We start from the raw sequence: 16,156 nt of genomic DNA on the forward strand, positions 1-16,156 counted from the left end.
TGGCCTGGGGTGCGGTCGGAACCGTCGGCTGCCAAGGTTTGGCCTGGGGTGCGGTCGGAACCATCAGCTGCAACGGTATCGCTTTGCTTGGTGCGGTCATAACCGTCTTCAACCAGACCTTTTTGTTCCAGGCGATCACGGCCACCTTCGGCAACCGTCTGGCTGTAGACAGAGTGGCTGTCCTTGACCTGTGGCGTGGCTTGTTCGGAGGCTGGCAGTGCGAAGGCAGTGGAGGCCAGCAGTGAAAGGGACAGGCTCATCAGTAATTGGCGTTTCATGATCGTTGCTCCTTGAGAGGGCGATAAAGTGGGTACGAGGGCAATGCTACTCTCGATAAGTCGATATAAAAGTTCATAAACGCAATGGTAATAATCAACAGAATTGATTGTTCGGGGCGAAGGCTCTAGAACGGGCATTTCGGAGGTGTTGTTTTGCACCGCAGTGGGTATTTTGTACCCATCACTGCCTCGCAAATGGGCGGCCGCGGTAACAGTTTTTTGGCTATTCGGTCAGGATCCTGGGATTTTTTGCGCCGTTCATCGGCACCTGTTGGCGGTTCTACCAGTCCAACGCTTCATGGCGAACCGCTTACAGGTTCGTGTTTCCCAAGGCGTCGCGGTAGCGGACGCTGACTTGTCATCAGGAGCTTTGTGCATGACGCGCACCTCGAAAATCCTCGCCTGGAGCTTTGCCAGCCTTGTTGTCCTGCTGGCGATGCTGGTCCTGGTCCTCGCTTTCTTCGACTGGAACCGCATCAAGCCCCCACTCAATGCCAAGGTTTCCGAGGAGTTGCATCGTCCTTTCGTCATCAACGGCAACCTGGCGGTGGTCTGGCAGCGCGAACCGGAGGAAGGTGGCTGGCGCGCCTGGTTACCGTGGCCCCATGTGGTGGCCGAAGACTTGAGCCTGGGTAACCCGGACTGGTCGAAAACCCCGCAAATGGTCACGCTCAAGCGTGTCGAGCTACGCGTTTCGCCCTTGGCCTTGCTGGCCCGGCGAGTGGCGATTCCGCGCATCGACCTGACGGAGCCTAACGCCAGACTGCAACGCCTGGCGGATGGTCGCGCCAACTGGACCTTCCAGTTCGACCCGAAGGACCCGGACGCCGAGCCGTCCAGCTGGGTGGTGGACATCGGCGCCATTGGCTTCGACAAAGGGCATGTCACCCTCGACGACCAGACACTCAAGACCCGGCTCGACCTGTTGATCGATCCGTTGGGCAAACCCATTGCGTTCAGCGAAATCGTCGGTGACAAGGCCGCGAAAAAAGCCCAGGACCAAGGCGCGACGCCGCAGGACTACGCGTTCGCCTTCAAGGTCAACGGGCAGTATCACGGGCAAAACCTGACGGGCTCCGGCAAGGTCGGTGGCTTGCTGGCCTTGCAGGATGCGTCACAACCCTTTCCGCTCCAGGCCCAGGCGAAGATCAGCGACACTCGCGTCGAACTGGCTGGCACTCTCACCGACCCGCTGAACCTCGGGGCCCTGGACTTGCGTCTGAAACTGGCCGGCAAAAGCCTCGCTCATCTCTACCCGCTGACCGGCGTGACCTTGCCGGATTCGCCGCCTTACGCCACCGATGGCCGCTTGATTGCCAAGCTGCACGAGCCGGGTGGGGCGCTGTTCCGCTACGAGGCGTTCAACGGCAAGATCGGCGACAGCGATATCCATGGCGACCTGGCCTATGTCGCCAGCCAGCCGCGGCCGAAGCTCAGTGGTGCGCTGGTCTCCAATCAACTGCTGTTCAGCGACCTGGCGCCGCTGATCGGTGCGGACTCCAATGCCGAACAAAAAGCCCGGGGCGGCGCCAGCAAACAGCCGGCCGACAAGGTCTTGCCCGTGGAAGAGTTTCGCACCGAGCGTTGGAGCGTGATGGACGCCGAGGTGGAGTTCACCGGCAAACGCATCGTTCACAGCGAGCAGTTGCCGTTCAACGACCTTTATACCCACCTGGTGCTCAACGATGGGCAGTTGAGCCTGGAACCCCTGCGTTTCGGCGTGGCCGGTGGCCGCCTCGATGCGCAGATCCGCCTCAACGGGCACACCCAGCCCCTTGAAGGCCAGGCGAAGTTGACGGCGCGAGGGTTCAAGCTCAAGCAACTGTTCCCGGGTTTTGAACCGATGAAGACCAGTTTCGGTGAATTGAACGGCGATGCCGACATCGCCGGGCGCGGTAACTCGGTGGCGGCACTGCTGGGCACGGCCAATGGCACGCTGAAAATGCTCATTAACGATGGCGCCATCAGTCGGGAATTGATGGAACTGGCAGGACTGAACGTCGGCAACTACGTGGTGGGAAAAATCTTTGGCGACAAAGAAGTGAAGATCAACTGTGCGGCGGCGGACTTCGACATCAAGACGGGCCTGGCGACCACGCGCCTGTTCGTGTTCGACACGGAAAACGCGATTATCTACATCGACGGCACAGCGAACATGGCGAGCGAGCAGTTGGACCTGACCATCACCCCGGAGTCCAAGGGTTGGCGCCTGATTTCCCTGCGCTCGCCGTTGTACGTGCGCGGCCCGTTCGCCAAGCCTGCCGCTGGCGTCAAGGCGGTGCCCCTGATGCTGCGCGGTGCCGGGATGGTGGCGTTGGGTGTGATCGCCGCGCCGGCCGCCGGGTTGCTGGCGTTGGTGGCGCCCAGTGGGGGTGAGCCGAACCAGTGTGCGCCGCTGCTGGAGCAGATGAAGGCGGGCAAGGCGCCGGTGACGGTCAAGCCTACCCGGTAGCCAGATTGTGCGGTGAGGTGGCTGGCCTCATCGCGAGCAAGCTCGCTCCCACGGGGACTGCATTCTGTCTGAAGGAATGCGGTCAAAATGTGGGAGCGAGCTTGCTCGCGATTGGGCCCCTGAAGGCTATTACAGATCGGTCAGGATGTCGGCCATGTCATCGGCGTGTTCTTCTTCCTGGGCCAGGATGTCCTCGAAGATGCGCCGGGTGGTCGGGTCTTTTTCGCCGATGTACTGGATGATTTCCCGGTAGCTGTCGATGGCGATCCGTTCGGCCACCAGATCCTCGTACACCATTTCCTTGAGGGTGTTGCCCGCGACGTACTGGGCGTGGGAATTGCGGGTCAGCAGGTCGGGGTTGAACTCCGGCTCACCGCCCAACTGCACGATGCGCTCGGCGAGTTTGTCGGCGTGTTCGGCTTCCTGGTTCGCGTGCTCGAGAAACTCACTGGCCGCCACGCCGGCCTTGAGGCCGGTGGCCATGAAGTAGTGGCGCTTGTAGCGCAGCACGCAGACCAGTTCGGTGGCCAGCGCTTCGTTGAGCAGGCGGATGACTTCCTGCCGATCGGCGCCGTAGCCCTCGGTCACCGCGCCGTTCTGCACGTTCTGCCGTGCACGTTCGCGCAGGGTGGTTACATCGGATAAGTGCATGTCGCTCATCTCGTTCTCCTGGAGGCTGATCCGGTTGAGGCGTCACGCTCTGCTGGCGCGATCACTTTAAATCTGAGTGACACGGTCCTGGAAAAGTTTTACTGAATTTTTCAGCGCATAACCGGACAGCCGCGCTTCCTCCCCCAGCCACTGGAAAAATGCCCGCACCGGCGGATGGCGTTCACGGCCCGGGACGCACAGGGCGCTGTAGCCGGCACCGTTGACCTGGACGTCCGGGCGATAGCCCACCAGCAAGCCGCTGGCGACGCTTTCCGACGCCAGGATATTACTCGCCAACACCAGGCCCTGCCCGGCAATCGCCGCTTGCAAGGCGTAATGCTCCTCGTCGTACTCGCGCATGCACGGCTGTCGGGTAAGCCAGGTTTCCCCGGCCTGGGCGCACCAGGCATCCCAACCGTGGGCGTACAGCTTGGAGTTGTGCCAGCGCACGCTGATCAGCGTCGGCGGCTGCCGGGCCGCCAGGGCCACCTGCTCAGGTGAGCCGTAGACCCCGAAGCTTTCATCGAACAGGCACATGCCGTACAGGTTCGGGTAGGCCTCCAGGCTATAGCGCACCACCAGGTCGACGCTGGCGTCCTGGTGCAGGTCGATCACTTCGCAATGGGTGTCCAGGCGCACTTTGATGTTCGGGTGGCGCGCATAAAAGCGCCCCAGGCGAGGCACCAGCCACAGGGCGGCAAACGCGGCAGTGGTGGACAGGGTCAGGTGGGCGTTGCTGCGTTGCGGGCGCAGGGTGTCGACGCTTTGCGCCACCTCCAGCAAGGCCCCGTGCAGGCTGTGGAACAAGCGTTGCCCGCCTTCGGTGAGGCGCACCTGGCGTGGCAGGCGGTCGAACAGCATCAGCCCCAGCCAGCTCTCCAGCGCTCGAATCTGGTGGGAGACCGCCGTCGGCGTCACCGACAACTCCGCCGCGGCCGCCTTGAAACTGAGCAGCCGCGCGGCGGATTCGAAGGCGCGCAGCGCGTTGAGCGGCAGGTTGGCGAACATTTGAATTCTCCCGAAATACGATGGATGAAGTTAGCTCATCCAGATGAATTAACGCTCATTTGTCTGAAGCCCGCTCTGAGCTCCAAGCTTCAAGGCACAAGCAATGTTGATTGTAGCCGCGTGAGAGGAGATTCAGATGAGCAAGATTCTTGTAGTGCATGGCAGCCCTCGGGGCGATCGTTCTCATTCCCGGCGCCTGGCCGAGACCTTTGTCTCGGCGTGGCAGACAGCCCATCCGCACCCCCAAGTGACCCGTCGTGAAGTCGGACGCACGGTGATTGCGCCGGTCAACGAAGCCTTTATCGCCGCGGCGTTCTACCCCGAGCCCCAGGCTCGACCGTTGATCATGCAAGCGGACCTGGCCCTGAGCGATGCGTTGGTCGCGGAGCTGCAAGCCCATGACCGGCTGGTGATCTCCGCGCCCATGCACAACTTCAGCGTGCCCAGCGGCGTGAAGGCCTGGATCGACCAGATCGTGCGCATCGGGCTGACGTTCAACCACAGTCTGGACAACGGCGTGTCGCACTACGAGCCGCTGGTGCTGGGCAAGAAAGCGCTGATCGTGACCAGCCGCGGCGATTTCGGTTTTGGCCCCGGTGGCCCACTGGAGAGCATGAACCACGCCGACACGCTGTTGCGCACCGTGCTGGGGTTTATCGGTATTACCGATGTAACGGTGGTGGCGGCCGAAGGCGAAGAGTCGGCCGAGCGCAGTTTTGCGTTGTCCTGTGCCGAGGCCGAGGAGCACTTGCTGGCCTTGGCGCGATCTTTCTGAGAGGGGGCTGCGGCGCAGCCCAGCGGGAGCAAGCTCCCTCGCCACGGATTCATCTGGGTGTCATAGACTGGTCATCATCGGTACTGATGCTGATCCCCTCTTGATCACAAGGATGTCGCCATGTCGCAACGTTGCGCCACTCGTTACCCGCTGGTACTGGTCCCGGGCATGCTCGGGTTCATACGCCTGGTGCTGTATCCGTACTGGTATGGGATCGTCTCGGCGTTGCGTCGCGGTGGGGCCGTGGTGGTGGCGGTGAAGGTTTCGCCGTTGCATTCGTCCGAGGTGCGCGGCGAGCAGTTGCTGGCATTGATCGACGACATCCTGCGGCAAACCGGTGCGCAGAAGGTCAACCTGATCGGCCACAGCCAGGGCAGCCTCACCGCCCGCTATGCCGCCGCCAAACGCCCGGACCTGGTGGCGTCGGTCACGTCGGTGGCCGGCCCCAACCATGGCTCCGAACTGGCCGATTACCTGCAGGCCCACTACCCGGCCGACAGTGCCAAGGGGCGTGTGCTCAGTGCCGTGCTGCGCCTGATCAACGCCCTGATGAGCCTGCTGGACACGGGCTATCGCGGGCCGAAGCTGCCAGTGGACATCCACGCTTCCCACGCCTCCCTGACCACCGCCGGGGTGGCGCTGTTCAATCGAGATTATCCACAGGGGCTGCCGGTTACCTGGGGCGGGCACGGGCCGGAAGAGGTCAATGGCGTGCGCTATTACTCGTGGTCCGGCACCTTGCAGCCGGGCAAGACCGACAAAGGGCGCAATCTGTTCGACGGCACCAACCGCACCTGCCGTTTATTCGCCCGCACCTTTGTCAGGGAAGCGGGGCAATGCGACGGCATGGTCGGGCGTTACAGTTCACATCTGGGCACGGTCATCGGCGATGACTATCCGCTGGACCACTTCGACATCGTCAACCAGTCGCTGGGGCTGGTGGGCAAGGGAGCCGAGCCGGTCCGGTTGTTTGTCGAGCATGCACAGCGGTTGAAGGCGGCCGGGGTGTAGCCAGTTGGACCGCGTTATCGTTGATCGCGAGCAAGCTCGCTCCGACAGGGGATTTGCTGCGCTCGGTCCTTTGTGGGAGCGAGCTTGCTCGCGATGAAGGTGTAACAGGCTTTGTCTACACTGCACCTCATCGCCGTCCCCTCGTGCGGCAGCCAGGAGAAACACCATGAAGATGCTTCGTGTGCCTTTGTTGACGATCGGTTTGCTGCTGTGTTCCCAGGGCTTCGCCGAGACGGCGCAGCAGACCAAGATGACTACCTGCAACGCCGATGCCACCGCCAAAGCGCTCAAGGGTGACGAGCGCAAGGCGTTCATGAGCAGCTGCCTCAAGGCTGCACCGAGCACCCCGCAGGAGCGCATGAAGACCTGCAACGCCACGGCCACCAACCAGGCCCTGAAGGGCGATGCCCGCAAGGCGTTCATGAGTGAGTGCCTGAAGAAAAAATAAGCGCTGGGTTTTTCTCCAGCTTGTGAGGGCCCTATCGCGAGCAAGCTCGCTCCCACCATGGACCGGGCACTACAAATCCACGGTGGGAGCGAGCTTGCTCGCCATGGGGACGGTACAGCACGGCAAAAACACACCTGAACCCTGTCCAGGATCGGCCGATACAATGTCTAGTGCTGTTGGTGGATCGCTGGCAGACTGCCGATCCTTTCACGTCGTTTTGTCCTGAGGCTGTATGCCAACGTTTTCTCAGCGTCATGTATTGTTGGTGATCAGTTGGGTGATCATTTTTGGTGGGTTGTTGCTGGTGCTGCCACTGCGCCTGTTGCCGAGCCTGCTGGCCGGGTTGTTGGTGTTCGAGCTGGTCAACATGCTCACCCCGCAGTTGCAGCGCCTGATCGAAGGTCGCCGTGCCCGCTGGCTGGCGGTGGCGTTGCTGGGCACGCTGGTGGTCAGTGTGCTGACGCTGATCTTCGCCGGAGCCTTCAGTTTCCTGCTCCATGAGGCGGAAAACCCCGGGGCCTCCCTGGACAAGTTCATGACGGTGGTCGATCGCGCCCGAGGGCAATTGCCGCCGTTCATCGACGCCTACCTGCCGGCCAGCGCCGCCGAGTTCCGGGTCGCGATCGGTGACTGGGTGAGCAAGCACCTGAGCGACCTGCAACTGGTGGGCAAGGACGCGGCCCACATGTTCGTGACGTTGCTGATCGGCATGGTGCTAGGGGCTATCGTTGCCCTGCAGCGCATTCCCGACCTGACCAAGCGCAAGCCCCTGGCCGCGGCGCTGTTCGATCGCCTGAACCTGCTGGTCAAGGCGTTTCGCAACATCGTCTTCGCCCAGATCAAGATTTCCCTGCTCAACACCTTTTTCACCGGGATTTTCCTGGCGGTGGTGCTGCCACTGTTCGGGATAAAGCTGCCGCTGACCAAGACCCTGATCGTGATGACCTTCCTGCTGGGGCTGCTGCCGGTCATCGGCAACCTGATGTCCAACACGCTGATCACCATTGTCGGTCTGTCGCTGTCGATCTGGGTCGCCGTGGCGGCGCTGGGTTACCTGATCGTGATCCACAAGCTCGAATACTTCCTCAACGCCCGCATCGTCGGCGGGCAGATCAGTGCCAAGTCGTGGGAGTTGCTCATGGCGATGCTGGTGTTCGAAGCCGCGTTCGGCCTGCCGGGGGTGGTGGCGGGGCCGATTTATTATGCCTACCTCAAGAGTGAGTTGAAGCAGGTGGGGATGGTCTGATCGGGTAGCGATGGTGCTTGATCTGGCACCATCGCGAGCAAGCTCGCTCCCACAGAAGATCTGTGCGATCCCTGTGGGAGCGAGCTTGCTCGCGATTCAGGCGCCGTGGTCCTGGATCAGACCTGGGTGCCGTAGCGCTTCATCGCCTCGATCGCCAACCCACTGCCAATACTGCCGAAGATGTTGCCTTCCACATGCCGCGCCTGGGGCAGCATCGCCGAGACGCTGTTGCGCAGCGCCGGGATGCCGCTGGAACCGCCGGTGAAGAACACCGTGTCGACCTGATCGACCCGCACGTTGGCATCGCCCAGCAACTGCGTGACGCTGCCGCGCACCCGTTCCAGCAAGCCGTCGATGGCCGACTCGAACAGCGCCCGACTCAGTTCCACGCTCAGGCCCGGCTCGATCCGGTCCAGGAGCAAATGCCGCTGGTCGGTGTGGGTCAGCTCGATCTTGGTTTCTTCCACTTCCATCGCCAGCCAATGCCCGGCGCGCTGTTCGATCAGCTTGAACAGCCGGTCGATGCCGCCAGTGTCTTCGATGTCGTAGCGCATGCTGCCCAGGGCCAGGGTGGACTTTTGCGAGTACACCGCGTTGATGGTGTGCCAGGTCGCCAGGTTCATGTGGTGGCTGGTGGGCATGTAGGCACCGCTTTTCATGCGGCTGCCGTAACCGAACAGCGGCATCAGGCCGGCCAGGGAGAGCTGCTTGTCGAAATCGGTCCCGCCGATGTGCACGCCACCGGTGGCGAGGATGTCGGCGTGGCGGTTGTCGTGGGTACGGCGCTCGGGGGAGAGGCGCACCAGGGAGAAGTCCGAAGTACCGCCGCCGATGTCGACGATCAGCACCAGCTCTTCTTTCTCGATGGTCGATTCATAATCGAAGGCCGCCGCGATGGGCTCGTACTGGAACGAAACTTCCTTGAAACCGATGGCACGGGCGACGTCCACCAGGGTGTTTTCCGCCTCCTGGTCGGCCATTTCATCGTCGTCGACGAAAAACACCGGGCGCCCCAGTACCACTTCTTCGAATTCCCGACCGGCGGTGGCTTCGGCGCGTTTCTTCAACTGGCCGATGAACAACCCCAGCAGATCCTTGAAGGGCATCGCCGTGCCCAACACGCTGGTGTCGTGCTTGATCAGCTTGGAGCCCAGCAGGCTCTTTAGCGAGCGCATCAGCCGACCTTCGTAGCCTTCCAGGTATTCGTGCAGGGCCAGGCGGCCATACACCGGGCGGCGTTCCTCGAGATTGAAAAAGACCACCGAAGGCAGGGTGATCTTGTCGTCCTCCAGCGCGATCAACGTTTCCATGCCGGGGCGCAGCCAGCCGACGGTGGAGTTGGACGTGCCAAAGTCGATACCGCAGGCACGGGCCGGGGATGCGTTTTTCATGTCTTTCGGGTTCCAGTTGAAAAAACGGCCGCGCAGTGTATGTCAGTGCGGCGCGGATTCGAAGGCCGGTTATCTGCTAATTCTCGAGTGCAGGTCTTGAAAGACTCTCTTATACCCCCAAACTTGCTGGCATGAGCCTGGTAGCGCAAGGCGGGTACAAGAACCGCCGCCAGCTGCCGATAAACTTCTGACGTGCCGCCCGGTCCCAATCTTGAGGTCGGTCAACCCGCTGCCCGGTCATCCGGGCATGCTGTGCGTGGCGGTGCGACATCGATAACGGATGGTGATGCTTAGATGGACTTCAAAGACTATTACAAGATCCTGGGTGTCGAGCCCACGGCGGACGACAGCACGATCAAGGCTGCCTATCGCAAGCTGGCGCGCAAGTACCACCCGGATGTGAGCAAGGAAAAAGACGCCGAGACCAAGTTCAAGGACGTCTCCGAAGCCTATGAAGCGCTGAAAAGTGCCGACAAACGCGCCGAATACGACGACCTGCGCCGCTATGGCCAGCACGGCCAGCCGTTCCAGGGCCCGCCGGGTTGGCAGAGCCGTGGTGGTTTCGGCGGCCAGGACACCGGGGATTTCTCGGACTTCTTCAGTTCGATTTTCGGTAACCGTGGGTCGGGTTTCGGTGGCGGACAGTCAGGTCGCAGCGCCGGCCGTCGAGGGCAAGACGTGGAAATGGAATTACCGATTTTCCTGGAAGAAACCCTGTCGAACGAGTCGAAGAAGGTCACGTTCCAGGTGCCGCAATACAATGCGGCCGGCCAACACGTGAGCAACACCAGCAAGAGCCTGAACGTGAAGATCCCGCTGGGTGTGACCGACGGCGAACGTATCCGCCTCAAGGGCCAGGGGGCGCCGGGTGTCGGTGGCGGCGCCAACGGCGACTTGTACCTGACCATTCGCTTCGCGCCGCACCCCAAGTTCGACGTCGAAGGCCAGGACCTGATCATCACCTTGCCCCTGGCCCCGTGGGAATTGGCACTGGGCGCCGAAGTGGCGGTGCCGACCCTCACCGGCAAGATCAATCTCAAGGTCCCGGCCGGCAGCCAGAACGGCCAGCGCATGCGCGCCAAGGGTCACGGCCTGCGCAACAAGGCCGGCGAGCGCGGCTACCTGTTCGTGCAGCTCAAGGCCGTGATGCCCAAGGCCAGCGACGAAGCGGTCAAGGCGCTGTGGGCGGAGCTGGCGAAGAAAGCCGCATTCGATCCGCGGGAGAACTTCTGACCTGGACCCACAGCCTGTGGCACGGAGCAAACCTCACTACAGTCATGGCTAGACTCGACAGTTAAGGCATTGGGAGAAGCAGACTATGAACAACCCGATCATTGAACTGACCCTGACGGAATTCTGCGAGGCTGCCGCGTTGGCCGACGTCCATGTGATCGAGATCGTCGCCCACGGCATCCTCGAACCCCACGGCGCGGCCCCGACGGATTGGCGTTTTACCGATTACGAACTGGCCCTGGCCAAACGTGCCGCGAAGCTGCGGCACGACCTGGACCTGGAGTGGGAAGGCGTCGCCCTGGCGCTGGACCTGCTGGAGGAAGTCCAGCAACTGCGGGCCGAGAATCGTCGACTGCGCCAGCAATTGGGCCGTTGGGTGGACTGATCGTGGCGGTTCGTATCCGTCATGTCTTGTCGAAAGAGCAATAAATAGTTACCGCACGCCTCGGCGGCACGCTGGTTAGGCTCGGGTTTTCCATCGTCAAGGATGACCCGATATGCCAGGCTTCACCCCCCGTCTCGCCACCCCCCAAGGCGAGCATTTCGACCTGCTCAAAGCCCGCATTCCCGGCTGGTACAACGGTGCTATCGTGCAGCGCCAGCAGGAACTGAGCGACCATGAACTGACGCTTCCGGACTGGTATGCGAACGCCTCCCCCGACCTCTGGAACAGCCTCAAGGACAATCATTCCCGCTACCGTGAGCGCCTGAACCAGGTCGACAACCGGCTGGGCAATATCCAGGACATCCGCGTCTTTGTCGAACCCTTGCTCAAGCAGGCGCTGCTGGATGAGTTCAACCTCGCGCTGAACGTCAACGAGGTGTATTTCGTCCGCAAGTACGGGCGCAAGACCCGCGACGATTTTTTTGGGGCGCTGGTCCTGGACAGCGAGGGCGGCCACTTCGATCGCTACGAATATCGTGGCACGTCATTGCTGGAGGCGGCGCTGGCCAATTTCGCGCCAGAGGAAGCACGCAAGTCCGCCTGTGCCGATTGCAGCCTCATCACCACGGTGCGTCCGTCCCAAGGCGGTGCAGTGGTGCCTTCCATCGACGCCGTTCGCGCAGGGGCATTGCCGATTGCTCCAGAAGCCTTCGCCAAGCTGTGCCGTACCCTGGACCTGGGGCGCCGCTATCAGGAGCACATCAACGCTGTCCTGCGGCCCGACGACAGCAAGACGTACAACCCGCTGGATCATTCACTGGAGGAGCATCATAGGGAGGGACTGGCATTGAGCATCCAGATCGCCCGGGCCAAGGCCGACATCAGTCCGGCGGTCTACTCGATGTTGCAGCGGTTGATCGATGGGGCCAGCGACGTCACCCTCGATGGCCAGGCCGTGACCTGCACCTTCCTGAAAGTGTTCGACATCGACCTGGTCGGCCCGCTGTTGATCGGCCCCGACCTTGAGAAAAGTCGCCGGGTGGTGCCGGTCATAGCCTACCTTCCGGGTGATCCCGAGCATCCCCTGAAAGCCTATGCCTCCAGTGCCGACTTCATGGTCGAACTGCGGCGACGCTTGCACGGTAGCGCCTACCGCCGCTTCTTCAGCCGTTTCCTGCCGCTGCGTCAGCAAGGGGTGTTTTTCCGGCAGTTCAAACACTTCTATCAAATCTCCCCGACGGCCCATGACCAGGCCGATTACCCACTCAAATCGTCGTTGCGCAACCTGCCCATGGCCACGACGCCGATTCCCGGCGACCTGTGGGGCTCGTTACGCCTGCGGCAGATCGAGAAGATCCAGGCTGACGCACGCGCGGTGGCGGTGCCTACCGGTGATGAAGACCAGAAAGCCCGCCTGGCGCGCCTGGACAGTTACCTGGACGCGGTGGTCGACGTGTTCAACCTGGCGGCGTTCGTCGTGCCAGGATTGGGGCCGCTGATGTTGACGGTCGGGGCCGTGCAGATGTTCAACGAGGCCTTCGAAGGCATCGAAGCGTTCGAACGGGGGGAGACCCGGGAAATGTGGGCGCATTTTTCCAGCGTGGCCCTCAACACGGCCTTCGTCGCCACCGGTGCGGCGGTGCTGCCGCACATTCGATGGTCGGGCGCGGTGGATCAGCTTGAGCCGGTGCAATTGGCCAACGGCGAACCGCGCCTGTGGCGTCCCGACCTGAGCGTTTACCAAAGTGAGCTGGCGCCTCCCCCGGCGTCGAGTCCGGATATCCGGGGCCTGTATCGGGTCGACGACCGGCAGGTACTGCCGCTGGGTGACCAACATTATGAAGTGCAGCAGGACCCGCAGACCCTTCGCTATCGCATTCGTCATCCTTCCCGTCCGCAGGCCTACCAGCCCGAGCTGACGGACAACGGCAACGGTGCCTGGCACCACGAACTGGAGCAACCGCGTACCTGGGAAGGCTCGACACTGATGAGGCGCCTGGGCCATGGCGTCAAGGACTTCAGCGATGCCGAACTGGAGCAGATTCGCCTCGCCAGCGCGACCCCGCAGGACGTGCTGCGAAGGGTGCATGTCGAGGGCGAGCCGGTGCCGGCGTTGCTGGCCGACACTTTGGATCGTTTCGACCTCTGCCGACAAATCGACACGTTCATCGGGCAACTGCAAAGCGAGGAGCCGCTGCGCCATGACTTGGCCGAGCCGATGTTGCACCTGCTGAGCCAATACGGCCCGTGGCCAAGAGGGCTGAAGTTGACGGTCGTCGACGGCGCCGGTCGGACGCGCTGGGAATACGTCCGGCCTTCGGAAGGCGAGACCCCGTTTCATGAAGCCAGCCTTACCGAGGCCAAGGTCCGCACGCCTTTGTTGTTGAAAAACCTGATCGAAGCGGTGGATGCCGCGGGCGTCGATCTGTTGGCCACGGCGAGCCCGCCGATTGCGAAAACCAACATGCATGCTCGCGTCCGGCACCTGCGCCAGGTACTCGCTGAGGCGGCGGTGAATGAAAAGGTACAGTTGCTCAACGATTACTACGCCATGGGCGAGACGAGAAGTGACCCCCATGTCACGCTGATCAAGTCCCGGTTCCCCTCGGTTCCGGCAAAGGCGATCGAGCAGATCATCACCCTGTCCGGTACCGAAGAGTTGCAGCAAATGGCCGCCTGGGATTTCGACGAGGCCGGCCAGACCAAACCCATCCCGCTGCGCATCGCCGAAGAGCTGCGCCACTATCAGCGCAGGGTGCGTTTGAACCGAGCCTACGAGGGCCTGTATCAGGACGCCTTGGCCACGGCGGACACGCCTCGACTGGTGCTGGCGACCCTGGAAACCTTGCCTGGCTGGAGCGACACGGTGCGCATCGAATTGCGCGAGGCCGATGTGTCCGGCGCCTTGATCGACAGCATCGGGCCGCAAAATGCGACGCAGACCAAGGTCGTGGTCAAGGACGATGATGTCTACCAGGCCTTTGACGACAGCGGCAATGAGTTGAGCCATTGGGGCAGTGTCTTCGATGCCTTGCAGCATGCCCTGCCGGATGCCGAGCGCCAGGCCATGGCTCGGCCATCGAGCGATCACGGTGACCTGTTGAGAGAGGCCATCGGCGCTTCGCCAGTGGATCGGGATACGCTGGCGAGCCGCTTGAAGATGCCTGCGCTCAAGCCCGCCTTCCAATCGCCGATGCGCCTGGCTTCGGGCAAAGTCGGTTATCCCCTGGGTGGACTGCGGGATTGGTTGCGCCTGGGCCGCTCGCCGGAGAGTCGGGTGCAGGAGTTATACCCGAGCTACACGACGCAACAGACCGAGGCGCTGTTGCGATCGCTGGGCAATGGCGCGGTGAGGGAACTCAAGCGACGTAAAGTCGAGTTGAAAACGCTACATCAGGATCTGGACCGCTGGGTTGCTAGCTTTGGATGGCGTTACGAGGGTAATCAACGTCGGCAAGTACCGACGGGGGTCAGAGAGATAGCGGCCGAACAAATCGAGCGCTGCTGGCGGCGTCAGACCCGGGTCGTTGTAGGGGCCGATGGCCGTAGGCTCGGGTATGAGCTTGATTTGAGTGGATTGAACGTCGGCGCATTGCCGGAGCTGACGGCCGATTTCAGCCATGTGGGTGTGCTCATCATGTCTGACATGAGCTTGACGCTGGACTACTGCGACAGCTTCCTCAGCGCATTCTCCTCCCTCAAACGCTTGGAAATGCCCAGGAACAGGCTGATGGCTATTCCCGGAACCCTGGAGGGGATGCGAAATCTGGAGACGCTTCGACTGGCGAATAACCAGATCGGCCTGGCACGTCGTAGCGTTGAAATCCTGCAAAGCCTTGGCCGGCTGAAAAACCTCGACCTGGATAACAACTTGCTGACGCGCCTGCCGGACTTCAGCAGGCTGCCTGAGCTGGAACGACTGCAGCTGAAGAACACCGGGATCACTGCCTGGCCCTCTGGCCTGCGCGATCAACCGCTGGAGCTGATCGACCTGCGCGACAACGGCTTGACCCAGGTACCGGATCATCTGCTCGACCCGCCCGCCGAGCGTGCCCATGCCACCGCACGTCTGAATCGCGTGACGTTGTTGCAAGGCAACCCGTTGAGCGAGGAGGTCCAGCAGCGCATGCGTAATTATTGGGCGAGGGTCTTGCGGACGCGTCCCGAATGGGTAGTCCTGCGTTTGCCCGAGGCGTTTGGGTTTTCAGCGCCGGTCGGGCCGTCGAATATGCAGCAGTGGCTGCTAGGCCTGCCTGAGGGGCAACTGGCGGACAAGAGAGCCTTGTGGCAAAGCCTGGCGGATGAGCAGCACTCGGGAGAGTTTTTTGAGTTGTTGCATCGTTTGGCTAACTCTTACCAGGGGCTGGAGGATTATCCAGACCTCCAGGCCCGCGTCTGGCAGATGCTCGAGGCGATGGGAAACGCCACCGACTTGCGTCATGAACTGTTCGACCTGGCTGGCCGACCGGCCTGTGAAGATCGCGCAGCCTTGTCCTTCAGCTATCTGGAGATCCGCTTGATGATCCACAACGCGAGGGCCTTGGCGGTTGCAAAGGATGAAGCGGCAACACTGGTCCAGCTGGCCAAGGGGCTGTTTCGCCTTGATGAGGTAGAGCGTATTGCCCTGCAGGATATCCAGCGGCGCCGTGATGCGATCAATGCCCGCACCGACCTGACCAACGATGAAAAGCGCGAAAACCTGGCGCTGATAGAAGAAGTCGAGGTCCGTCTGGCTTACCGTGTGGGGCTCAAGGATCGACTGGGGCTACCGGGGCAACCCGCGGGTGGGGCTTTTCTCACGCTGGGAGATGTCACCCCTGGAAAGCTCGATGCCGCTGCCAATGAGGTGCTGGGGCTGGACGATTCCCCCCAGCAGTTTCAGTCGCTGGTGGGCCGGGATTTCTGGATCGATTATTTGAAGCAGGCCCATGAGCCCTCCTTCCAGGCGCTGAATGACACCCTTATCGCCAACCAGATCGAGCTGGATGAAGCGAAGACGGCCGGGACCCTGGAGGAAGCCGACTACATCAGCCAGTCCGAGGCGTTGGGCCTGCAACACAAGATCAAGGAAGCGGAGCTGGTCCAGTCGTTGACGCGAACCGAACTGGAGCAGTTGTCGGGAAGTACCGACCTGTAGGCTGACCCTTTCAGGCAATGAAAACCGTGGCGAGTACGCGTGCTCCCGCTGGACCGTAGGAGCTGTCGAGCGCAGCGAGGCTGCGATCTCTCCAAAAACGCTTGAGTCCCAAGCGAAAGATCAAAAGATCGCAGCCTTCGG

11 protein-coding genes and 1 pseudogene are annotated in these 16,156 nt (G+C 61.9%); 8 read left to right on the forward strand and 4 right to left on the reverse strand.

Annotated features, from left to right (window positions below; genetic code table 11):
• Positions 1-278, reverse strand: a pseudogene (locus BT125_RS21685) (hypothetical protein); the annotation flags it as partial.
• 376 nt (positions 279-654) lie between these two features.
• On the opposite strand from BT125_RS21685, the gene BT125_RS21690 reads away from it, so the two are divergent.
• Positions 655-2,730, forward strand: coding sequence for an AsmA family protein (locus tag BT125_RS21690; RefSeq protein WP_072410173.1), 2,076 nt, complete (start codon positions 655-657; stop codon positions 2,728-2,730).
• A gap of 129 nt (positions 2,731-2,859) precedes the next feature.
• Here BT125_RS21690 and BT125_RS21695 read toward each other — a convergent pair whose 3' ends face one another.
• Positions 2,860-3,390 (reverse strand): ferritin-like domain-containing protein, encoded by a 531-nt coding sequence (locus BT125_RS21695; RefSeq protein ID WP_072410184.1) that lies wholly within the window; start codon positions 3,388-3,390, stop codon positions 2,860-2,862.
• 57 nt (positions 3,391-3,447) lie between these two features.
• On the reverse strand, positions 3,448-4,389 hold the full coding sequence (locus tag BT125_RS21700; RefSeq protein ID WP_072410186.1) for a LysR substrate-binding domain-containing protein: 942 nt from the start codon (positions 4,387-4,389) through the stop codon (positions 3,448-3,450).
• A 136-nt stretch (positions 4,390-4,525) separates the two neighbouring features.
• Between BT125_RS21700 and BT125_RS21705 the strand changes: the two genes are divergently transcribed.
• The 4 genes from BT125_RS21705 to BT125_RS21720 all read left to right on the forward strand — a co-directional run bounded on the left by BT125_RS21705 (position 4,526) and on the right by BT125_RS21720 (position 7,869).
• On the forward strand, positions 4,526-5,164 hold the full coding sequence (locus BT125_RS21705; protein WP_072410188.1) for an FMN-dependent NADH-azoreductase: 639 nt from the start codon (positions 4,526-4,528) through the stop codon (positions 5,162-5,164).
• A 120-nt stretch (positions 5,165-5,284) separates the two neighbouring features.
• A complete protein-coding gene (locus BT125_RS21710; RefSeq protein WP_072410190.1) occupies positions 5,285-6,175 on the forward strand; it encodes an esterase/lipase family protein in 891 nt (296 codons plus the stop codon).
• A 166-nt stretch (positions 6,176-6,341) separates the two neighbouring features.
• On the forward strand, positions 6,342-6,623 hold the full coding sequence (locus BT125_RS21715; RefSeq protein ID WP_072410192.1) for a PsiF family protein: 282 nt from the start codon (positions 6,342-6,344) through the stop codon (positions 6,621-6,623).
• A 232-nt stretch (positions 6,624-6,855) separates the two neighbouring features.
• Entirely contained in the window at positions 6,856-7,869 is a 1,014-nt protein-coding gene (locus BT125_RS21720; protein ID WP_003197331.1) for an AI-2E family transporter, read from the forward strand.
• A gap of 116 nt (positions 7,870-7,985) precedes the next feature.
• Here BT125_RS21720 and BT125_RS21725 read toward each other — a convergent pair whose 3' ends face one another.
• On the reverse strand, positions 7,986-9,260 hold the full coding sequence (locus BT125_RS21725) for an Hsp70 family protein (RefSeq protein ID WP_072410194.1): 1,275 nt from the start codon (positions 9,258-9,260) through the stop codon (positions 7,986-7,988).
• 294 nt (positions 9,261-9,554) lie between these two features.
• On the opposite strand from BT125_RS21725, the gene BT125_RS21730 reads away from it, so the two are divergent.
• The 3 genes from BT125_RS21730 to BT125_RS21740 all read left to right on the forward strand — a co-directional run bounded on the left by BT125_RS21730 (position 9,555) and on the right by BT125_RS21740 (position 16,015).
• On the forward strand, positions 9,555-10,493 hold the full coding sequence (locus BT125_RS21730) for a DnaJ C-terminal domain-containing protein (protein ID WP_072410196.1): 939 nt from the start codon (positions 9,555-9,557) through the stop codon (positions 10,491-10,493).
• Positions 10,494-10,578: 85 nt separating this feature from the next.
• A complete protein-coding gene (locus BT125_RS21735) occupies positions 10,579-10,878 on the forward strand; it encodes a chaperone modulator CbpM (RefSeq protein WP_072410198.1) in 300 nt (99 codons plus the stop codon).
• Between the two features lie 112 nt (positions 10,879-10,990).
• The gene (locus tag BT125_RS21740; RefSeq protein ID WP_072410200.1) at positions 10,991-16,015 is read left to right on the forward strand and encodes an NEL-type E3 ubiquitin ligase domain-containing protein; all 5,025 of its coding nucleotides are present in this window, start codon (positions 10,991-10,993) and stop codon (positions 16,013-16,015) included.
• The last annotated feature ends 141 nt before the right edge of the window (positions 16,016-16,156 follow it).

It is taken from the genome of Pseudomonas sp. NFACC04-2 (genome assembly GCF_900119265.1).
GTDB lineage: Bacteria > Pseudomonadota > Gammaproteobacteria > Pseudomonadales > Pseudomonadaceae > Aquipseudomonas > Aquipseudomonas fluorescens_AA.